The organism is Nonomuraea dietziae (genome assembly GCF_014195505.1).
Taxonomy (GTDB): Bacteria; Actinomycetota; Actinomycetes; order Streptosporangiales; family Streptosporangiaceae; genus Nonomuraea; species Nonomuraea roseola.
Window position 1 is genome coordinate 273,869 of the sequence record NZ_JACIBV010000001.1, and the last position, 20,769, is coordinate 294,637.

Sequence of the window (20,769 nt, forward strand, 5' to 3'; positions counted from 1 at the left end):
CTGCGAGGTCGGCCATACCCAGCTCTGCTTCGAGCTGTCCACACACGTACTACCGCGAGACTTATCGCGAGACGAGGACGAGTCATGAGTGAATCCCTCCACACCGTCACGACGATGCCGGCGGCGCGTCAGCCCGGCTGTCCCTTCGATCCGCCCAAGGAGCTGATCGAGGCCCGCGAGCACGGCCCGATCAGCCGCTTCCCCTTCCCCGACGGACACGAAGGCTGGCTGGTCACCGGATACGACCTGGTCCGGTCGGTCCTTGGCGACTCACGGTTCAGTTCGCGCAAGGAGCTCATGCGCCACCACTGGGCCATGGACCTGTCCGGCATCGAGATGCCTCCGGCGCCGCCCGGCGAGTTCTTGCTCATGGACGAGCCGCAGCACGGGCGCTACCGCAAACCGCTGGTCGGCAAGTTCACCGTGCGGCGGATGCGGCAGCTCACCGAGCGCGTCGAGGAGATCACCGCCGAGCACCTGGACGCCATGGAGAAGGCCGGGCCGACGGCGGACCTGGTGACCGCGTTCGCCAAGCCCATCCCGGCCATCATGATCTGTGAGCTGCTGGGCGTGCCGTACGAGGACCGAGGCCGCTTCCAGGAGCAGATCGACCTGTTCATGAGCGGGGAGACCAACGACGAGGACCTGATCGCGGCCTACACCGCTGTGCAGGACTACCTCGCACAGCTGGTGGCCGTCAAGCGCGCCAACCCCACCGACGACATCCTCAGCGAACTCACCGACAGCGATCTGACCGATGAGGAACTGAAGGGGATGAGCCTGATCCTGCTCGCGGCAGGGCTCGACACCACCACGAACATGCTCGCGCTCGGCGCCTTCGCCCTGCTGCAGAATCCGGCGCAGCTGGCAGCGCTACGCGCCGATCCCACGCTCATCGACAACGCCGTCGAGGAACTCCTGCGGTATCTGAGCGTCGCCAAGACCTTTTTCAGAACCGCGCTGGAGGACGTCGAGTTGGGCGGCCTGACCATCAAGGCCGGTTCGATGGTCGTGATGTCCCTCAACACCGCCAACCGTGACCCCGAGCGCTTCTCCGACCCCCACGTGCTCGACCTGCGCAGGCAGGACGGCGGGCATCTGGCTTTCAGCCACGGCATCCACCAGTGCCTGGGCCAGCAGCTGGCCCGCGTCGAGATGCGGGTCGCGTTCTCGGCGCTGCTCGCCCGCTTCCCCACGCTACGCCTGGCCGTACCGGCCGAAGAGGTCGCTCTGCGCCCGGAGTCCGCGGACATCTACGGGGTCAAGAGCCTCCCGGTCACCTGGGACGTCTGACCGCGAGCCAGTGACGGGGGCGCGCACGGCCGCCCGCCCCCGTTGTGGTCGCTCGCCTGCGGCGATCGCGTCCGCGGCCCGATTCCGCCCGTGTATCGGCGGCATCCGCGTCTCGGTCACTGAAGCCGCCATCCGGCCGTTGCCCGACCTCCGTGCTGCCGGCCCCGACTGCGGCCATGAGCCTGGTCAAGCAGCGGGCTTCCGCAAGACCGTCCTCGTCGCCGTCGAAGCAGCCGCCCGCACCCACCGCGGCGCGCCCATCCCCACCTTGGGACATGATCCGCAAGGTCACCGCAGCCCCCGGGTTATCAGCCCGCGAAGGTCGTGGTGATGATGGGGCACATGGAAGAGAGGTGCCGATGAGTGCGGCGGCTGACGTGGATGTCCTACAGCGGCTCATGCCGCCACCGGCTGGTGAAGGAACGCTGGTGGACTGGGCTCGGATGACCGAGTCGTGGGGACGGTCGTTCCCGCCCGACTATCAGCGGTTCATGCAGGTGTACGGGTCCGGATCAGTGCAGGACTACCTGTCGATCGGTGAGCCGGAACCCAGCGTGGCGCTGTCTGAGGCGCGGCGGGACGGGATGGTGATGGAGACGGCCAACGCCGAGGCCGACTGGCAGACCGAGGACAAGACGCCCGATCTGGAGGGCACCCGTCCACTGTTGATCACCTGGGGTGTCAGCGCAACCGCCGACTTGCTGTGCTGGGACGCCACGGGCCTGGATGCCGCCGCGTGGCCCGTCCTGGTCTACAACAGGGGCGAGGCGCTGTGGAGCCGCTACGACTGCGGCATGGCCCAGTTCCTCACCAGGGTGCTGAAGGCGGACTTCCCTGACAACCCGCTCGGCGCGGTGTTCATGTGGGGGGTGACGGACGCGGTCTATGAGAAGCGACCTTCTGCACCATGATGACGCCGGACCCGGCGCCGGCGTCTGACCGCCCGAGCGGTGCGCAGTACAGGTGACCAAACCGGTCACGAATCAAGAAGCGCTGGATACCGGGCCGTTTGTAGCGTGACTCGCATGTGCCGCATCCCAAGAGCACAAAGGAGACAAGGTATGAAAGCGCACGTCAGCTCCATCCTCCTCGGCGTCCGGGACCTGGACCGAGCCAAGCAGTTCTACACCGAGGGGCTCGGCTGGAAGATCAAGGACGACTACGGCATCTCGGTGTTCTTCGAGTCGGACGGAGCCTCGCCCGTCGGCTTCTACGGCCGCGAAGGCCTGGCCGACCAGGTGGGCACGAGCCCGGAAGGCAGCGGCTTCAGCGGACTGGTCCTCACCTACGTCGTCCGCAGTGAGGCGCGGGTCGACGAGATCATCGCGGAGGCCACGAAGGCCGGCGCCACGATCCTCAAGCCCGCCGGCCCCCTGCCATGGGGCGGGTACGGCGGCTCCTTCGCCGACCCGGACGGCTACATCTGGAGCCTGGGCTACAGCGCCCAGGGAACCGACCAGCCCTACGCCGAGTAGCCGCCGAGCAGGCCCCTGGCGAGTGTGGTGACGCAGCCACTGTCGGACTTCCCAACGGATGGTCCTTCGGCATGACCGGCGTGACCGGCACCGATGATGAGACGAGGTGCCAGGTGCGAGCCGTGCTCGTCGGCTCAAGGCGTGATCTGTCCGCGCAGGAAGGCGGTGACCAGCTCCCGGTACCTGCCTGGCCGGTCGTGGGCGATGTCGTGGCCGGAGCCGTCGATCTCGCGGAAGACGGCGTTCGGCAGCACACCGGCGTACTCGCGGGCGACCTCGGGCGCCACGTAGTCGCAGGAGCCGCGCAACACGAGCACGGGCACGGCGATCCGGCGCAGCGCGGGCCGGGGGTCGGCCACCCGGTGCATGTCGCGCCCGGTCATGGCGTTGGCCCAGAATCCCGACCCCGACGGCGGCACCCGCAGTAGTCGGCCGGGGCAGCCCGCCCGCATGTCGAACTCGCCGACGAGGGACTCGAAGTCGCCGTCCACCGCGTCGTCCGGCAGCAGCGCGTGGGCGACGCGTGGCCCCGCGACCTCGACGAGCACGTGCGCCAGCAGGAGGCGCGGGTGGTCCCACAGCGCCCGGTTCTGGTCGCGCAGGCCGCCCTCCGTCATGTGCCGGTTGTCAGGGAAGGCGGGCAACCACATGGTTCCCGGCGAGGCCACGACCGCGCGGGCCACCCGGTCCGGGTGCGCGGCCAGGTAGGTGGCGACGAGCTGGCCGCCCCAGGAGGCGCCGGCCAGCACGACGCGGTCCGCGCCGATCGCGGCCCTGACGGCGTCCAGGTCGGCGACGTGCCGGGCGACCGTGTAGCCGCGTACGTCGGACAGGCGGCTGGACAGGCCCGCGCCCACCTGGTGGTAGGCGTACACGTCGAAGCCCGCGGCGGCGAGCGCGGGTGCGAGCGGCGACGGCTCGTCCGGCGCGCCCGGCCCGCCGTGCACCAGGATCACCGGTGTGTCGCGCCGCTCGCCCTGGGCCGGGGTGCGCGTGTAGGCGATGCGCGAGCCGGTCGGCAGGTCCCAGTACCGCGTGCCGGGCCCCGCCGCGATCGGCCGGTTCGGCGGCCCGCCGAACAGCAGGCCCGCGAGGGGGACGGCCACGACCGCCAGCTCCACCACGGCGACCGCGATCGGCGCCCAGCGTCGTACCTGTAAGCCCGCCACTCGCCGCAGCGCCAACCGGCACAACCACCAGACGAGGCCCGTCAGCGCCGGCGCGGCCACGGCCAACGCCACGTACCGGTTACCACTCGCCGCAGCGGCGGCCCACAGCGCGCCGAGCCCGGCCACGAGCCCGGCCAGGACCGCCGGCACGATGAGCAGCCCAGCCGCTGCCTTTGCTCTCACGCTCTCGCGCTCGCTGTCGGCTGTACGGCCCGGCCCACCGCCCTCATCGCTCATGCCACGTCAACGTTCGGGCGTGCCGTCTTTTCTCCGTCCTCGAAGAAGGTTCGACACGCGCATGGATGGCCGCAGTGAGCCCGACGTAGCGCTGAGACACCTGACCTGCTGCGGTCTTCGTCCCCTCGTTCTGGGACGGCTCACCACGTCGCGATGCCGAGCAGCAGCGGGGCCATGGAGACGGCCGCGAGCACCGCCGGGATCAGGATTCCCTTGAGGTCCTTGACCCGCAGATGCGTGACCACCGCGCCGAGGAAGTAGAGCACGACGCCGACGGCGGCCGTGCCGCCGAGGGGACGGTAGAAGATCCCGGCCAGCAGCCCGAGCGCTCCGGCGATCTTCGCCACGGCCAGGAAAGGGAACCAGTCCAGCGGAACCCCCAGCTCGGTCATGGTCGCCGTCACCCCCTTCTCCTTGGCCAGCAGGAGACCTCCCGAACCCAGCAGGAGCAACGACAACAGGACGGCGACGACGACAAAGGCGATGAACATGGGTCTCTCCAACAAGGGTCCGGCGCCAACGAAGCCGGTACAGGTCCGGGGTGGCGCGGTGAAGCGGTCTGAGGACACTGTGACCAGGCCGACGGCCCACCGGAAGGCCCTGGTAAAGGGGGTACTGGCAGGGACACGATCAGCGGCCGGCGCCCCAGTAGGCTGCGATCGTGAGTAGCAACACACTGGGGGAGTTCCTTCGGAACCGGCGCGAGGCCGTCACCCGCCCCAGGTCGGTCTGCCCGGCGGGAGCAGACGGCGCACGCCCGGTCTGCGCCGGGCCGAGCTGGCCGCGGTTGCCGGGATCAGCGTGGAATACCTGACGGCTGTGATGCGCGACCGGCCTGGACGGAACGGGCGCACCGGACTCCGGCCCTCCCCGCGGTGCCGTAGCGCGGAGCTGCTCCCTGTGTAGTAGTCCGGCCGGTCGTCGACCCCGGTGGGGTGGCGCAGGGGCTTGGCGGACGTTCCCGTTCCATCACACACACGTCCCGGGCGCATCGGGCGCTGGGAGGCGTCGAGGGGCCGGTTCAGGTGGGCGGCGAGGACCAGCCAACGGCGGCGCCGGACTAGGACTAGGGAGAGGGCAGAAACGACCAGCTGCCCCAACTTGATGCGCGACTAAGTAGAGCGGTTGCTGTGGTCGTTCACGGTGTGTAGTCCTGGACCAGCATGGTGATCTCCGTGCCGTCCGAGGACTTGACGGTGGCGGTGTGGAAGGAGCGGAAGTGTGGGTCCAAGATCCTGAACGGCGACGACCCGACGCAACTGCCCCCACCGGGTGCGTGATCAGCGGGGTCTCGCGGCTCGCCGGCGACCTCGGAGGGCTGCCGCCACGACCTCCTCGCACGCCCGCGCCGCGGGCGGTCACGCCCTGGAGACCGGGTCCGGCCGAGATACGGCCAGAACCGGCCGCGAGCCATCCACCTTCGGTGCGAACGTTGCGCCCAAGGCGGACGACCTGGAGCTGCACCGCACTCGGGCGCAGGTGGTGACGAGGGTGGCCGAGGAGGAGTTGACCGTGCTGCCCCAGCGGTACCTCCTCATCTACGGCACCCCCGTCCCCGGCTACCAAGCGCCCGAGGACATCACGCTCATCTCATCCGAGATCATGGCGATGCTGCTCGACGCCGGCTCGGCGTCAGCCCCGGAACGCCCCGCCACGCCGTTCGACAGCCATCTGGAGCACCACCGGGAGTGGGCGGGCAGCCACCCCGCCCCGCCCGCGGTCCTGCACCAGGCCCTGAGCTTCTGGACCCGGCTGCACGGTGTCCTGTCCCTGGAACTCGCCGGCCACTTCACCGGAATGGGCTTCGACCCTGCCTTGCTCTTCGCAGCCGCACTGGACGACCTGCTGGCGCACTGAGCAGGGACGAACCTGTGTGAGACACCGGACTTGTCCGGTGTGCTGTGCCCCCACGGGCATGGAGCAGGTCACACCTCAGTGCGGCGCAGCCCCGCGATGAAGCCGTAGTTCGGGGACCTGACCACCGGCTGAACGGCAGACGCCCCCGTACCATGAGGGCGTGCACGGCCTCATGCGCTCCGTGTGGAACGAGCCGCCTCCCCCCGACCCGCCGGCGCGGGTGGGGCGCGACTGGGCGCTCGCGGGCGTGCTCGTGCCGGTCGCGGTGCTGGAAGGATTCCTGCGGCCCGACCTGCCCTGGCGGGTCCTCGCGGTGGCCGTCACCGTCGCGCTGGTGCCCACCCTGCTGTGGCGCCGGACCCGGCCGCTGCCGATGCTCGCGATCGCCTTCGGCGTCACGAGCGTGGTCGCGCTGCTGACCGGCGGCGACGCCGGAGAGACGTACACGCTGGCGTACCTGCTGCTGCTGGTGTACGCGCTGTTCCGGTGGGGGTCCGGGCGCGCGGCCGTGACCGGGCTGGCCCTGACGCTCGTCTCGCTCGGCCTGTCGATCGCCGTCGGCCGGATCGGCCCCGCCGACGCGGTCGGGGCGGGCGCCGTCATGGTGGCTGCCATCGCCCTGGGCACCGCGTTCCGCTACCGGGCCAGGGCACGGCAGCGCGAGCTCGACCAGGTCAAACTGCTCGAGCGCGAGCAACTCGCCCGCGACCTGCACGATACCGTCGCGCATCACGTCTCGGCCATGGCGATCCGCGCGCAGGCGGGCCTGGCCACCGCGGCGTCGCGGCCGGACTCCGCGATCGAGGCGCTGCGCGTGATCGAGGCCGAGGCGGCGCGCGCCCTCACCGAGATGAACGCCATGGTCCGCGTCCTGCGCCGGAACGAGCCGGTGGACCTGGCGCCCGGCCGGGGCATCGGCGACCTCCCGCGACTCGCCGGCCGTGACCCGTCCGGCCTGACCGTCGACGTGGAGCTCTCGGGCGACCTCGACGATCTCCCTCCGTCGGTCGCCGCGGCGATCTACCGGGTCGCCCAGGAGTCGGTCACCAACGCCCGGCGGCACGCGCGGCACGCCACCCGCGTCGAGGTGCGCGTCGCCGCCGACGCCACGTCGGTGCGCCTGCGCGTGAGCGACGACGGCGACGACGCGGGCCGCCAGAGCGGGTCGTCCGGGTACGGACTCATCGGCATGATCGAACGCGCGGTCCTGCTCGGCGGCACCTGCGTGGCCGGCCCCGATCCCGATCGGGGCTGGACGGTGACCGCCGTGCTGCCCCGCGCCGGGACGGCGACATGACCATCCGGGTGGTCGTCGCCGACGACCAGGAGATCGTCCGCACGGGGCTCTCGATGATCCTCGGCGCCCAGCCGGACATCGAGGTCGTCGGCGAGGCCGCCGACGGGCGGCGGGCCGTCGAGCTCGCCCGCCGCCTGCGCCCCGACGTGTGCCTGTTCGACATCCGCATGCCCGGCCTCGACGGTATCGAGGCCACCCGGTCCCTCGCCGGGCCGGCCGTCGCCGATCCTCTCGCCGTCGTCGTCATCACCACGTTCGACCTCGATGAGTACGTGTACGCCGCCCTGCGGGCAGGCGCCCGGGGTTTCCTGCTGAAGAACTCCGGCGCCGCCCTGCTCTCCCAGGCCGTCCACGCCGCGGCCAGTGGCGACGCGCTCATCGCGCCGAGCATCACCGCGCGGCTGCTCGGCGCCTTCGCCCGCACCGGACGCGCCACGCCCTCGGTCCACCCGGTCGAGGCGCTCACGTACCGAGAAGAACAGGTGCTCGCCACCCTGGCGCTGGGCCGCACCAACAGCGAGATCGCCGACGAGCTGCGCATCTCGCTCAGCACCGTCAAGTCGCACATCGCGAGCCTGATGGCCAAGCTCGGCGCCCGCAACCGCGTCGAGCTCGCCATGTGGGCGTACGAGACCGACCGTGTCCAGCCGGCCGATCGGCCGCCGAACCGGCGTACTTTCGGCTGATGAGCCGTGCGGACGGCCTTTCTACGCTGATGCTCCGCAGTGAATGAGGAGACGGTGATGAAGGCGTTCGTTCTGCGCTCGTACGGTTCTCTCCGGTTGGCCGAGATCGACAAACCCCTGCCCGGCGACGACGAGGTGCTCGTCCGGGTGCGGGCCACTTCCGTTCAACCGTACGACTGGCACTTCATGAGAGGGCAGCCGTACATCGCGCGCCTGATGGGCGGCGGGCCCGGGCTCCGAAAGCCCACGTTCGCCGTTCTAGGTGCCGACGTCGCGGGTCACGTCGAGGCGGTCGGCCGGAACGTGACGGACTTCCGCCCCGGCGACGAGGTGTTCGCCATGCCCAAGCAGGGCGGCTTCGCCGAGTACGCCCTCGTCGCGGCGGCGGAGCTCGCGCCCAAGCCGAAGAACCTGACCTTCGAGCAGGCGGCGGCGGTGCCGTTGGCGGCCAGCACCGCCCTGCTGGCGCTGCGCGACCAGGGAGGGGTCCAGCCGGGGCAGAGGGTGCTGGTCAACGGGGCCTCGGGAGGCGTGGGCACATTCGCCGTGCAGCTCGCCAAGGCGTTCGGCGCGGAGGTCACCGGCGTCTGCGGCCCCCGCAACGTGGACCTGGTCCGGTCGCTCGGCGCGGACGAGGTCGTCGACTACACCAAGGAGGACTTCACCCGGACCGGCCGACGCCACGACCTCCTGGTGGACATCGCGGGCAGCCGCTCCGGACGCGCCTGCCGCCGGGCGCTGACCCGCAAGGGAACCCACGTCCTCGTCGGCGGACCGGGCGGCCGGTGGCTGCAACCCGCCGGCCGCATGGTCGCGACGCTCGCGGCATCGCTGTTCGCGTCGCAGCGCACGGTCCTGACGGACGTGGTCCGCTGCACCGCGAACAAGCGCAATCTGATGACGCTGACCGAACTCATCGAGGACGGCAGGGTCATGCCGGTCATCGACCGCAGCTACCCGTTCGAGGAGATCCCGGCGGCCATCGCCTACCAGGAAGAGGGCCACGCCGCGGGCAAGGTCGTCATCGGGGCCCGGCTCCAATAGCTGTCGCTCCAGCGGCCCCGGATGTGCTTGAAGGTCGAGTCGACGCGTGGGCGGCCTGCTCCCGCTTCTGCAGAAAGCCGCTGAACGACGATGAGCCGGCATCGCAGAGGTGGATCTTGGCTTCACTTGGCCGAGCGTGAGGCCGGTCGGCCCACCCGCTCCATACCGGTCAAGAGCTGACCCGGTGAGCGGGACGCGCGGGAACCGGTTCGGCCCGGCAACCGTGGGCTGCAGGGCCATCCGATGCCACGTCAGGGCTTGGCGATACCGAGGTTGACCGGCAAGGACATCGGGCCGACCGTGAAGAACGACGGGGAGTACGGGATGTCGTCGGGGTCGATCGCGAGGCTGAGCTCCGGCAGCCGCCGGTACAGCGAGGCGAGCGCCAGCCGACTCTCCAGCCGGGCCAGCGGCGCCCCGATGCAATACCGCGGGCCGTGGCCGAAGCCGAGGCGTCCGGCCTGCTCGCGGGTGATGTCGAACTGGTCCGCGCTGGTGCCGTACTCCGCCGGATCGACGCCGCTCGCCTGGTAGACCACACCCACCGCACTGCCCTTGGGGATGTGCACCCCAGCGATGGTCACGTCCTCCGCCGTGAAGCGGAAGCTGGTCATCATCACCGAGTGGCGGTAGCGCAAGGTCTCCTCCACCACGTCGGCCCACCGGTCCTCGGCCTTCGCCAACCCGAGCTGGTCAGGGTTCTGGGCCAGTGCCACGACAGCGTGCCCGAGCAGATGGACGGTGGTCTCGTGGCCGGCGACGAGCATGAGCCACAGCACGCCGACCAGTTCGTCGGTGGTGAGCCTGTCACCTTCGTCACGGGCCTGAACCAGGCCGGAGGTGAGGTCGTCGCCCGGTTCGCGCTGCTTGCGCTCCACCAGTTCGTGCAGGAAGGCCTGCAGGTTGTTCTGCGTCGTGAACGCCACATCCGGCGGAGTGGTGTGCGCCAGCAGCGCGCCGGTCCAGTTTCGCAGCCGGAGCCGGTCCTCGGCGGGCACACCGAACAACTCGCAGATCACCCACATCGGCAGCGCCTCGGTGAAGGTGGGAACCAGGTCGACGCCGTCACCGGCGGCCACCACGTCATCCAGCAGGCCATCGATGATCTGCTGGATCCGCGGCTCCAATGCCTGCACCCGGGCCGGGGTGAACGCCCTGCCGACCAGGCCGCGCAGCCGCCTGTGGTCGCCACGGTCCATGGTCGACAGGTGACCGCCCTGAACGATGGCGCGAAGCGGCCAGTCCTCGGGGATTGATCCGTCGTGCAGAGCGGGCCAGTGCCGGGGATCCCTGAGGAAGGTCTTGTTGTCCCCGGCGAGAATCTCGCGTACGGCCTTGTGGGTCAGTGCCAGGTAGGCAGGCACACCCCCGGGGAATTCCACCTCCACCACGGGAGCGATCTCCCGTAACCGGATGCAGGTATCGAGAAGGTTCTCGTCAGCGGCAGGGAATGAGGGGAGGGTTGGCGTCATTTGACCCCTTTGGGGGAGGAGTGACAAGCGATCTCATCCAACATCCGTTGTGATCCGCAAACAACACGAGTCAGTGATCAGTAGCGTGACGGTTACCTTGCGTTCCCGCGGTTGCCGCCCGCCCGCGCGAGTGAGGCGAGATCCGGGACATCCGGATCGGTGCCTGCTCGCGCGCTGCCGCACAACACCCCCGAGCAACTCCAAGCCGTAAGCGACTGCATGCCCGTCGGCGGCCCTTCCGTCAATACCAACCCCAACTGGCGCGACCCGGCGCACGGCACCGTGGCGGATTTCCGCATGCTGGCGGAATACCGGGATAAGAATGGCTCCACCGCCCTGGTCGGTAGTGCCAAGGGCTTCGTCCTGTGCACGCCGAGCAAGGAGACGCCTGATCCTCCGGTGTTCACCTACTGGGGCAACAAGGCGCCGGGGAATCTGGCCGGGTTCTCCGGCAAGCTCAGCGTGGACGTCTACGCGGTGCACTACTGGTCCGGCCAGGGCAAGTCACACGACAACTACGTGCGCGTCGTCGCTGGTCGGGTCGCCTCCGACGTGCGCCGGGTGACGATCGACTGGTCCTCTGGGCGGCGCACGGACGCTGTGGTGACGGCGGCTTCTTCATAGCCAGGACGCCCGCCAAGACCGTTCGGAGCAAGGACCCAGGCGACGGGCCCGCACGATATATCGACTCCCCTCCCGTCACCGTGACCGTCCATGACGCGGCGGGCCGGATCATGGGGCAGCAGCAGAACGTGAAGTTCGGGTGGCGCGGTCCAGGAAGTCTCGGATGAGCGGGACGATCTCGCCGAGGCTGCCTTACGGGGTCCTAAGGAACCGGATGTTGAGGACCGGTGCCGAGCAGACCCAGCTGGCGCGCTAGGCGGAGGAATGGGCTGGGGGCCCAAGACACTGCCGCCGCGCTTTACCCTCCTGGTGGGGGTGGTATCTCAGTGGGGCCGGTCTGCGGCGGCTCGTCGTCCTGCTCGCCGGTGGGCGTGCGGCATCGACCCCGCCACCGGCAATACCACCGTGTACACCGGCCTCGCGCTCGGTGGCGCCCGTCCCTATACCTTCGCCACCGGCAGCCTGCCCGCTGACGGGCTGCGGATGGCTGCCGACCTCACCGTCATCACCGGTCATTGCCTGTGGCCTGAGGACGCCGTGCGCTTGGTGACGACGACCGGCAGACGCATGTCGCTGCTGGCTCTGCGCAGCTGCCGGCTCGTCGACGTCCCCGCGATCGTGTCGATCGAGTGGGACGGACCGGAGCTGACGGTGTACGAGATTGAGTCCTGCGCTCGGCTTGCCGGCTCCGTCGCCGTGCTGGCTGCGCCCGCCGGCTTGCGCCTACCGACGACGATCGCTGTGCAGTTGCCGAGGCTGCAGTACTACGGAATCGTCGAGCCTCTGCTGCGCAGCGGCAAGATGTGCCCGGAGCTGGGCGTTCACCTGTTCGACCTGAGACGATCATCGCGGGCGGCTCATCGCGCATTGGGAGCGGCAACTCGAGCTGCGGCTGCCGGCCGGCTGGCGCTCGTGGATCGAGGTGAGCGCCCGTCTCGAGCTTGATCACTTCGCTGATCGGGTCTACCACGGTCTGACCCGGGGGCGCGTTCTCGGCGTCCATGATCTTCCCGCCGCTGACCGGTGCGACCCCGTCATCGCGGCCGTCCTGCGCCACATGCGGCCGCGGACTGTGGCCGAGCTGGGCGTGGCCACCTATGTCGCGCAGTATCTGCGGGCGGGCGTGGGCGGCGGTCTGGCCGTCGCGGTGGAAAACGATCCCGAACGGCGCATTCTGAGCACGGCCCGCCGCGTGGCGCCCGAGCTTGGTACCCACCGCGGGGGGCCGGTTCGGATGGTGGGCCTGTATCCGCTGGGCCGTCTGTGGGCGACGCAGGCCGGGACCGTGACCCGGCCCGACCTCTACGCTCGGGATGGCCCTCAGCCTGCCGGGGGTGTGGCTGCTGGATGGCGCCATCACCTCGTGGGGGGACCGCACCGGCACCCTGTTGATCATGGCGGGCACGCTGTGCGCAGCCGCCGGCTCGGTGCTGGCCGCCAGGCTCATGCGCCACCGTCTCGGCCGGCCGCCGCTCGACCCGCTGTCAGTCACCGTCTGGCAGTTCACCATCGCGACCGCCGCGTTGACCATCGTGCTCATCCCACTGAATCTGGGCACGCCCTTCGCCTCGACCCCCGAGCTGACCCATTGGGCGGCCGCAGTCGCCAGCGGAGCCGTCGGCCTTGCTCTTCCCTACGCCCTGTTCAACCGAGCGGTCGTGGTGGTCCCGGTGGTGGAGGCGTCGCTGCTGCTACAGCTGACCCACGTCATGGGCGTCGGCGCAGCGGTCGTCCTGCTGGGTGAACGGCTCACTCCGGCCCAGATGGCGGGGGCGGCCCTGACCGTTCTGGCCGTGGCCCTGCACATCCTCAGCACCATCCAGCGTGCGCCCCGCTACCAACCGGCCCACGGCCGCCGCGGTGTCCACCGGACCTCATACGTAAGGAGCATGATGTGATCAGCGATCTTCTCTTTGGTAAGGCGTCGTCGCAAGCGTCAGCGCAGGCCCCGGTCAGGCTGCATACGCGGGGCCGCACGTGATCGCCACCCTGCGTGGCGTGGACGCCGCTGTCCTCAACGACGAAGTGCGCCTGCGCAGCGCGCTCGCACAAGCCCTGCTCACCGCCCGCGCCACCATCCTCAGCATGCACAGCGAGCGCTTTCCCGTGCAGGGTGTGACCCTGTTCGCCATGCTGGCCGAGTCGCACGCGAGCGTGCACACCTGGCCTGAGGCGGGCGTCGCCGAGGTCGACATCTACACCTGTGGGCCCACGACCGATCCCATGGCGGCGCTCGAGCATCTCAAGCACCTGGTGGGCTGCACCCAGTCCGAGCATCTGCTCCTGGAGCGCGATGTCCACGCGTGAGGCGTCCCTGCACGACGGGATCGACGGCAAGGTGGCCCTGGTCACGGGGGCCGGCCGGGGCATAGGAGCCGCAGTCACCAACGCGCTGCTCGCCGCCGGCGCGACCGTCGCCGCCGCCGATCTACTCATCCAACCCAGCACCCCGCGCGGCGCGGTGCCCTACCTACTGGACGTGCGCGACGCCGGCGAGGTGGACGACGTCGTCGCGGCCGTGGAACGCGATCTCGGCCCGATCGACATCCTGGTCAACGTTGCAGGCGTGCTGCTGCCGGGCTCTGTAGAGGAAACCGACCTCGAGCAGTGGCAACAGAGCATCGCCGTCAACGCCAGCGGCGTCTTTCTCGTCTCTCGCGCGGCCGCCGCGCGGATGATGCCACGCCGGCGCGGGGCGATCGTCACGGTGAGCTCCAACGCAGCCTCGACACCACGCATGGGCATGGCCGCCTATGCCGCCAGCAAAGCGGCCGCCTCCGCCTTCACCCGCTGCCTCGGCCTGGAGCTGGCCGGGCACGGCATCCGCTGCAACGTCGTCTCACCTGGATCAACCGACACCGACATGCTGCGCGCCCTGCACGGCAGCAAAAGCAAGACCCTCGCTGAGGCGTGGAAGACCACGATCAACGGCGACCTGACCACCTACCGGCTCGGCATCCCTCTCGGCCGCGTGGCCGCGCCCCACGACATCGCCGATGCCGTGCTCTACCTCGCATCCGACCGAGCCCGCCACGTCACCATGCACGACCTCGTGGTCGACGGTGGCGCCACTCTGCAGGCCTGACCGACCAGATGGGATCTCCATGCCACAACTGACCACCGCCGCTGATCCGCTGGCGGACTACGACCGGGCGACCAGCGTGCTGGTCGCCTCTTCCCGAGGCACACTTCTCACTCACGGGATCCGCGCCGCCGTCGACGGCCGCCTCGACACGCTGCCCGCGCGTGCGGCCGCCATCCTCGGCGCGGACGAACTGGTGGCCGGAGCAATCTCCTTCGACGGGGTGGCGGACCTGCTCGTGCCGAAATCAGCGATCTGGTCGCCAGCGCTGCCTGCAGGCGCACCGGCCTTCCTGCGTGGCGGGTGGTCGACCCGGCCGTTGCCCTCCCCGGCCGACTACATCCAGGCCGTACGGCAGGCGCTGGTCGAGCTCGGCACAGGCCGCCTGGACAAGGTCGTGCTGGCCAGATCCTTGGAGCTGCGCTCGAACGAGCCCGTCAACGTGGCCGAGCTGCTGCGACCGCTGCTCGGCCACGGCCACGGCTACGCCTTCGCCGCGCCGCTGCCGTCCGGCACCACGCTGGTCGGCTCCAGCCCCGAGCTGCTCGTCTCCCGCCACGGCCTGAGCGTGGTCAGCAACCCGCTGGCCGGATCGGCCGCACGCAGCCCCGATGCGGCCGAAGACCGGCGCCGGGCTGCCGCCTTGCTCGCCTCCGCCAAGGACAGGCGCGAGCATCGCTTCGTCGTCGAGGCTGTCACCGAGGCGCTGCAGCCGTACTGCGCTCATCTGGACGTGCCGCGCGTGCCCGAGCTGACGAGCACCGACACCCTGTGGCATCTGTCCAGCCGGATCGTCGGCACGCTGCGTGATGCGGACACCTCGGTGCTCACGCTGGCCGCCGCCCTGCACCCGACCCCGGCCGTGTGCGGCACCCCGACCGCCGAAGCCCGGCAGCAGATCCAGCGCCTGGAGCCGATCGACCGCGGCCACTACAGCGGCTTGGTCGGCTGGATGGACGCCCGCGGCGACGGCGAGTGGGCGGTGGCCATCCGCTGCGCCGAGGTCGCCGAGAACACCCTGCGCCTGTTCGCGGGCGCAGGCATCGTCGCCGGCTCCAACCCCCCCGCCGAGCTCGCTGAGACCACCGCCAAGTTCCAGACGATGCTCCACGCGCTCGGAGCCGACATCGACGCCCGCCACCTCGAAAGGACCTGACCATCATGGCGCTTCCCTCGATCAAGCCCTACGCGATGCCGACCCACACCCCAGCCAACCGGGTCGACTGGCAGCCGGACGCGAGCCGCGCCGTGCTGCTCGTGCACGACATGCAGCGGTACTTCCTCGATGCCTTCACCGCCGACGCTTCGCCGCTGCTGGAACTGATGGCGAACGTCGGCGCGCTGCGCGAGCAGTGCACGAACCTGGGCATACCCGTGATCTTCTCAGCGCAGCCGCCCGCCCAGCGCCCGGACCAGCGCGGCCTGCTGCTCGACTTCTGGGGCAAGGGCATCCCAGGCCCCGACGAGGCCGAGATCGCCCGGCAGTTACGCCCCCGCGACGACGAGCGCCTGCTGACCAAGTGGCGCTACTCGGCCTTTCAACTGACGGACCTGGCTCAGCTGATGGCAGAGCTCGGCCGCGACCAGCTCATCATCTGCGGCGTCTACGCCCACATCGGCGTGCTGATGACCGCCGGCGAGGCGTTCCAGCGCGACATCCAGGCGTTTGTCGTCGCTGACGCCGTTGCCGACTTCAGCCGCGAGCACCACGAGATGGCGCTGAGCTACGCAGCCGAGCGGTGCGCGGTCACCATGACGACCACGCAACTCAGCCGCGCGGTGGCCAAGGCGACGCCACTGCCCCAGAGCGGCTCCGCCGACTGGGACATCCCGCTCGTGTCGTTGGCCCAGGACCGCGTCGCCACCTTGGGGACGAGGGCATGAGTGCCGTCGGCGAGCGCCTCTGGCACATCTCGCCGGCCGACGGCCAGCCGCCTCATGGTCACCGTCAGCCAACCGTAGATCCGGGAACCTACTACGAACAGCTGACCGGTGAGCTCACCTATCGGCCGCCAGCCCGATCCGGTCGACACGTGCAATCAAGGCCTTGGGTGCCGGATGACCTGGTGCCCACCGATGTGCTGCCCGCGATCCGCGCCTGGCCGCAAGGCGAGGGCCTCACCCTGCGGCAACGTGAGGCCCTGCTCAGCCTGCGGCAGGCCGCTCAAGAGGTCATGTCCGCCTTTGCCGAACACCCCACACACGCCAGGTGATCCCCGTCTCAGCGCCGATGACCGGAGGCTGATCATGACTCTCACCCGCACCCCCTCAAGCACCGCGGTTCCCCATGCCACGCCGGTATCGAGCTCGTCGAGCTCGACTTCGGGGAGCCATCGGCGCAGGAAACGCACCCGCCACACCGGAATGTTCATGGTGCTCGGCTGCGGGACGATGGCGCTGGTCATGGGCGACACCATGGCCGGGACACTCGCCGTGCCGCTGGTGGCCTCCCACCGGCTCGGCGCCGGGGTCGCCTTGGTCGACCTGCAGTGGATCGCTAGCGCCGCGGCGATCACCTACGCCGCCGCGCTGGCCGCCGCTGGCCGTTTGGCCGACGCGGTCGGTCGCCGCCGGGTGTTGCTGGCCGGACTCCTGATCTTCGCCCTCGGTGGCGCGGCCGCCGCCATCGCCCCCGACCTCGTGGTGCTGGTGGCCGCGCGTGCCCTGCAAGGAGCCGGAGCGGGCGCGATCGTGCCCGCCTCCCTGGCGCTGCTGCTGACCCAGCTGCCGGCCACCCGCCGCGCGGCGGCGATCGGCGCATGGTCGGCCTCCTCCGGGCTGGGCGGCATCCCGCTGCATGGCGCTGGCGGCTGGCTGGCCGAACTGTGGAATTGGCGGCTGCTGTTCGCCCCCGCCGCGGTGGCCGGCCTCCTGCTAGCGGTCGTGGCGATGATGCTGCCAGCCGACCGCGGGGATCGGGCCGATCGGTGGCGACGCGTGCCGGATCCGATCGGCACGCTGATGCTGCTCGGCGGCCTTACCGCTCTGGTGCTCGCCCTGTCCAAGGGCCAGCAGTGGGGATGGCCTTCGCTGCTTGGGCTGATCAGCATGGCCTTCGGCATGCTGCTGATCGCGCTCGTCCGCTCCTGCGGTCATCGAGCGCCGGCGATCGACCTGACGCTGTGGCGGCGGCCGCGATTCCTGCTGGCCGCGCTGATCGCGCTGATGTATGGCCTGGTGTCCCTGGCGCTGCTGTCCACCGCGCCCTTTCTACTGCGGCACTGGCAGTTGCCCCTCCCGCTGATCGGGCTGGCGCTGGCGCCGCTGTCAGCCAGCGTGCTGACCTCCAGCCTCCTGGCCGGGCCGCTGGTGCGCCGCCGCGGCGTCCGGCCGGTGATCTATATCGGTGTGCTCGTCGTCGTCGGCGCCGCGCTCTGGCAGCTACAGGCGGGACTGCGGCCGGAACCTCAGCTCGCACTGTGGATGGCCGCCTGCCTGCTCATGGGCGTGGGACTGGGCATGATCAGCACCGGCGCGTCAGCGGCCGCCACCCTGACAGCAGGCAGCGACCATTACGCCTCGGCTGTCGGCGCGAGCATGACCGCCCGCCAACTCGGCGGCGCCATCGGCGTGGCCGTCGGCATGCTGCTGTTGGAGCACCCGCCGCTGCGCGGCCCGATGCCCGGCAACAGCGCGGTGTTCGCTCTCATCATCGGCGGCGTGGCGGTCGCCGGCTTCGCGGCTCTGTTCCTCCATCCGACAGCTGCCCCACCCGCTCCTGCGACCAAGGCCGCCGGTGGCAGTGACGCTCCCATCGGTGCGCCCGCCGCTCAGCGTTCGGCGCCCGCGCCTGCCACGCCCGGCCCAGTGCCCGCTTCAGCCGCGTCGTTGAGTCCGATCCCCGTGTTGGCAGGCCAGCTCATCGAAGCGATCGACTACGTGCTCGCCAGCCAGTCCACGTCAGTACGATCGCCCCGCAACCGGATCCGGCAACCCGCGGGCCGGCAGCCTTAGCTCGCGGCGGTCAGTAACTGGCCAGATCACCGACGCTCATCGCCCGCTGGTAGGCGCGGATGCTGGCTTCCACCTCGCCGCACTCTTCCAGCTCCGCGGCGCTGTCCGCGAACGCCCGGGATGCACGCCCAGGAGCCTTCATCTGCTCCAGTTGCTCACCAGTGGTGGTACGTACCTCGGCTGCCGCTTGCATCTGCTGACGCGCGCGCAGGGTGTCGGCGACGAGCAGCCGCGCGTCAGCGACGAGGTTGAGCGCAGCAGGGTGCCGGGTGGCGATCTCCTCAGCCTGCCGCGCCGCTGCCTCAACGTCTCCGGCCAGGAGCGCCGCGCGGGCCAGCCACAGCTGGCAGTAGCCTAAGTCGATGGCGCTGGCGGCGCTGCCTGCCAGCTCTTGCTGGGCGATGAGCAGCATCTGGCGCGCTCTGGCATGCTCGGCCGGGCAGTAGATGAGCAGGTTCTCGGCCAGCCTGGCTCGCAACCGGCCTGTCGAGCGGGGGTCGGTGAGGTGGGCGTGGGCGGCCAACGCCCGCTCACCCAGGTCGGCGGCCAGGCTCGCATCGCCGTCGATGGCCGCGACCGTCGCGCCATTCCAGCAGGCGGCCCGCAGCGCCCGCGGTGTACCCAGTTGCTCGGCCGCTTCCAGCAGTTGGGCGGCCAGGGCCCGGCAGATCGTCTGTTCCCCGCGTTCGATGTAGGCGGCCAGCAGCGTGGCGCCGAGTTCGATACCCCGGTCGGTCCAGCCTCCGGGCAGTTCCCGGGTGAAGGTGATCTCGCCGATGTTGACGCTCGCTGACAGGTCACCGACCTCGCGCAGGCATCGGCATAATGCCAGGGCGATGCCTATCCGGTGCTCGGTCTCTTCGCGGTCTTCGAAGGCCATCGGGGGCAGTTGCTGCTCATCGAGCGGCGCCAGGACGGCCAGCAGATACGTCAGGCGCTCGATGGCCTCGGGCAGGTCCCCATCGGCCTCCGCGGCCAGAGCCAGACCCAGTTCGGCCTGACACCACAGATCGGGGCGGCTGCCCAGGGCCGGATCATCGACGAGCGCGGCGTACTGGGCGCGGGCCTCGGCGGCCAGGCCTTCAGCGAGCGCCTCGTCTGCTCTGGCGAGCTCCTGCCTGATCTGCGCGCCGCGGTCTGCAGGGAGCCCATGGCGCAGGACCAGCGGTGAGCACCCGAGCGTGGCGGCCAGTTCCCGCAGCTCCTGCGCGGTGGCGTCGACGCCGTCTTCGAGCAATGTGAGCCGCCGGGTCGAGAGCTGGGATCCACTGAGGTCGTCCAGCGTCAACCGGCGCTGGTGTCGAAGGCCTCGCAGAATCACGCCCCCATGCATATCGGTCAGCATTCCACCGCCCTGGTCGCGATCTGCCTCGCATTCGATCAATGCGAACCGATCGCAGACACAAGCTGGGCAGATCACCACCCTTGGTGTCACCGACGCGAGGTCACCCAACGTGATCATGTTGTGGAGCAGACGACCGGCTGTCACAATCAGGGCCGGTCTGCAAGCTGCTCGACCGCGTGTCGACACGTCAGGAAAGCAGGAGGTTCGCTGTGCGTTCCCGCCTGGGACACCGCGTCCTTGCCGTCAGCGCCCTCATCGTCGCCGCGGTGCTGGTGACCTCTACCTCGGCTGCTGCTGACCCTGAGCCGGGCGCGGCTCCAACGGTCGTGGGAGCGGTTGGCAATCACTGCTGCTGAGCGGGCTAAACGCAGGCTCTTCCAGCCGGCGTCGTATGGCCAGCGCGTCGTCGGGAGTGGTTTCGTCGAGCTACTTCCACCTCGGCCCGAGCGCGCCGCCGAGCTTTGAGACCGCCACCGTCGACTCGCCGGGCGGGCCGTGGTTGCTGCACCACCTGTGCCATGGCGCCGGTGGTGTTCAGCGTTTCTCTCCAACTTGGTCGTCGTCCGGGCCGCTACCGGGGAAGGGAGGAAGCGATCCCGCCAGATGCTGTCGTTCCGCGCTGAGGTCGATGACAGCGACCCAGTCGTGCGCGCTCCACCTCTCCAGATCGTCTGCCAGGGCCTCGAGGTCGACCGCAGCTATGTGTGCACACCCGGCACGCCCTCAAACCGGCCACCGTCACCCCAGCTTCACCCTACCGGGATTCGCCGAAACGGATCATTCCCAATCGGCGCCGAATCCTGCAAAAAAGAACGTTACGTCGAAGACCGCATCTATAAACATTGTGACACTTAGCCCGAAATTAATGGTGTGGTCCATCAGAATTGTATTACTGGACGATATTGTGAGCCTGTTCCCGCATATAAACACCCCACGATCTGCTATCAGATTATTGTTGTCGAATATGTGTACTCTGGTAATACATTCATTGCCGGCGGTTGAGTTTGACAGAATGAATATGCGCTTAAGTTTCTGGCGTGCACCCCCTAGGAATACAGGTGTAGGCATCGGAACGTGAAACCATTGTTTGGTATTTCTTTTTAGCTTCACCTGCGTACCGAACCCAAAGCGCTTGCACTCATTGAGGAGCTCGGGCGTCTCAGGGATGACTGCATTGCCGTGAGTCCACATCGCCGTAAGCGCCATAATTCCTCCTAGTTATTGAGTAATCGAT

20 protein-coding genes and 1 pseudogene are annotated in these 20,769 nt (G+C 69.6%); 16 read left to right on the top strand and 5 right to left on the bottom strand.

Annotation, left to right across the window (positions count from 1 at the left end; genetic code table 11):
* Positions 1-84: 84 nt before the first annotated feature.
* From FHR33_RS01370 to FHR33_RS01380, 3 genes are all read left to right on the top strand, one after another.
* Positions 85-1,293 carry a cytochrome P450 gene (locus tag FHR33_RS01370; RefSeq protein WP_183642377.1) on the top strand — a complete coding sequence of 403 codons (1,209 nt, stop codon included), beginning with the start codon at positions 85-87 and terminating at the stop codon, positions 1,291-1,293.
* Between the two features lie 428 nt (positions 1,294-1,721).
* The gene (locus tag FHR33_RS01375; protein WP_183642380.1) at positions 1,722-2,204 is read left to right on the top strand and encodes a hypothetical protein; all 483 of its coding nucleotides are present in this window, start codon (positions 1,722-1,724) and stop codon (positions 2,202-2,204) included.
* A gap of 150 nt (positions 2,205-2,354) precedes the next feature.
* Entirely contained in the window at positions 2,355-2,768 is a 414-nt protein-coding gene (locus tag FHR33_RS01380; protein ID WP_183642383.1) for a VOC family protein, read from the top strand.
* Positions 2,769-2,902: 134 nt separating this feature from the next.
* Here FHR33_RS01380 and FHR33_RS01385 read toward each other — a convergent pair whose 3' ends face one another.
* Both FHR33_RS01385 and FHR33_RS01390 read right to left on the bottom strand, forming a co-directional pair.
* Positions 2,903-4,120, bottom strand: coding sequence for an alpha/beta fold hydrolase (locus FHR33_RS01385; protein WP_183642387.1), 1,218 nt, complete (start codon positions 4,118-4,120; stop codon positions 2,903-2,905).
* 194 nt (positions 4,121-4,314) lie between these two features.
* Positions 4,315-4,665 (bottom strand): DoxX family protein, encoded by a 351-nt coding sequence (locus tag FHR33_RS01390; protein ID WP_183642390.1) that lies wholly within the window; start codon positions 4,663-4,665, stop codon positions 4,315-4,317.
* 988 nt (positions 4,666-5,653) lie between these two features.
* Here FHR33_RS01390 and FHR33_RS48860 point away from each other — a divergent pair.
* From FHR33_RS48860 to FHR33_RS01410, 4 genes are all read left to right on the top strand, one after another.
* Positions 5,654-6,031 (top strand): TetR-like C-terminal domain-containing protein, encoded by a 378-nt coding sequence (locus FHR33_RS48860; RefSeq protein ID WP_221240863.1) that lies wholly within the window; start codon positions 5,654-5,656, stop codon positions 6,029-6,031.
* Between the two features lie 160 nt (positions 6,032-6,191).
* Positions 6,192-7,328 carry a sensor histidine kinase gene (locus FHR33_RS01400; RefSeq protein ID WP_183642396.1) on the top strand — a complete coding sequence of 379 codons (1,137 nt, stop codon included), beginning with the start codon at positions 6,192-6,194 and terminating at the stop codon, positions 7,326-7,328.
* Positions 7,325-8,014: a response regulator gene (locus FHR33_RS01405; RefSeq protein WP_183642399.1), complete on the top strand. Its 690-nt coding sequence runs from the start codon at positions 7,325-7,327 to the stop codon at positions 8,012-8,014. Before FHR33_RS01400 ends, FHR33_RS01405 begins: the two co-directional genes overlap by 4 nt.
* A 57-nt stretch (positions 8,015-8,071) precedes the next feature.
* Positions 8,072-9,058 carry an NAD(P)-dependent alcohol dehydrogenase gene (locus FHR33_RS01410; protein WP_183642402.1) on the top strand — a complete coding sequence of 329 codons (987 nt, stop codon included), beginning with the start codon at positions 8,072-8,074 and terminating at the stop codon, positions 9,056-9,058.
* Between the two features lie 251 nt (positions 9,059-9,309).
* Here FHR33_RS01410 and FHR33_RS52365 read toward each other — a convergent pair whose 3' ends face one another.
* Entirely contained in the window at positions 9,310-10,449 is a 1,140-nt protein-coding gene (locus FHR33_RS52365; protein WP_183642405.1) for a cytochrome P450 family protein, read from the bottom strand.
* 300 nt (positions 10,450-10,749) lie between these two features.
* Here FHR33_RS52365 and FHR33_RS01420 point away from each other — a divergent pair, with 300 nt between their 5' ends.
* From FHR33_RS01420 to FHR33_RS01460, 9 genes and pseudogenes are all read left to right on the top strand, one after another.
* Positions 10,750-11,154, top strand: coding sequence for a hypothetical protein (locus tag FHR33_RS01420; RefSeq protein ID WP_183642408.1), 405 nt, complete (start codon positions 10,750-10,752; stop codon positions 11,152-11,154).
* A 405-nt stretch (positions 11,155-11,559) separates the two neighbouring features.
* Positions 11,560-12,099: a hypothetical protein gene (locus FHR33_RS01425; protein ID WP_183642410.1), complete on the top strand. Its 540-nt coding sequence runs from the start codon at positions 11,560-11,562 to the stop codon at positions 12,097-12,099.
* 368 nt (positions 12,100-12,467) lie between these two features.
* On the top strand, positions 12,468-13,052 hold the full coding sequence (locus FHR33_RS01430; RefSeq protein ID WP_183642413.1) for a DMT family transporter: 585 nt from the start codon (positions 12,468-12,470) through the stop codon (positions 13,050-13,052).
* Between the two features lie 76 nt (positions 13,053-13,128).
* Positions 13,129-13,461 (top strand): annotated as a pseudogene (speD, locus tag FHR33_RS01435) (adenosylmethionine decarboxylase); the annotation flags it as partial.
* Entirely contained in the window at positions 13,448-14,239 is a 792-nt protein-coding gene (gene dhbA, locus FHR33_RS01440) for a 2,3-dihydro-2,3-dihydroxybenzoate dehydrogenase (RefSeq protein ID WP_183642419.1), read from the top strand. The pseudogene speD and the gene dhbA, both read left to right, overlap by 14 nt.
* 19 nt (positions 14,240-14,258) lie before the next feature.
* Positions 14,259-15,392, top strand: a complete 1,134-nt coding sequence (locus tag FHR33_RS01445) for an isochorismate synthase (RefSeq protein ID WP_183642422.1) — start codon at positions 14,259-14,261, stop codon at positions 15,390-15,392.
* 5 nt (positions 15,393-15,397) lie between these two features.
* Positions 15,398-16,120, top strand: a complete 723-nt coding sequence (locus FHR33_RS01450) for an isochorismatase family protein (protein ID WP_183642424.1) — start codon at positions 15,398-15,400, stop codon at positions 16,118-16,120.
* Positions 16,117-16,449, top strand: a complete 333-nt coding sequence (locus tag FHR33_RS01455; protein ID WP_183642427.1) for a hypothetical protein — start codon at positions 16,117-16,119, stop codon at positions 16,447-16,449. The genes FHR33_RS01450 and FHR33_RS01455 overlap by 4 nt, the downstream gene beginning before the upstream one ends.
* A gap of 34 nt (positions 16,450-16,483) precedes the next feature.
* On the top strand, positions 16,484-18,190 hold the full coding sequence (locus FHR33_RS01460) for an MFS transporter (protein WP_183642430.1): 1,707 nt from the start codon (positions 16,484-16,486) through the stop codon (positions 18,188-18,190).
* 10 nt (positions 18,191-18,200) lie between these two features.
* Here FHR33_RS01460 and FHR33_RS01465 read toward each other — a convergent pair whose 3' ends face one another.
* Entirely contained in the window at positions 18,201-19,652 is a 1,452-nt protein-coding gene (locus FHR33_RS01465) for a hypothetical protein (RefSeq protein ID WP_183642431.1), read from the bottom strand.
* Between the two features lie 660 nt (positions 19,653-20,312).
* Positions 20,313-20,741 carry a DUF6623 family protein gene (locus tag FHR33_RS01470; RefSeq protein ID WP_183642434.1) on the bottom strand — a complete coding sequence of 143 codons (429 nt, stop codon included), beginning with the start codon at positions 20,739-20,741 and terminating at the stop codon, positions 20,313-20,315.
* Positions 20,742-20,769: the final 28 nt, after the last annotated feature.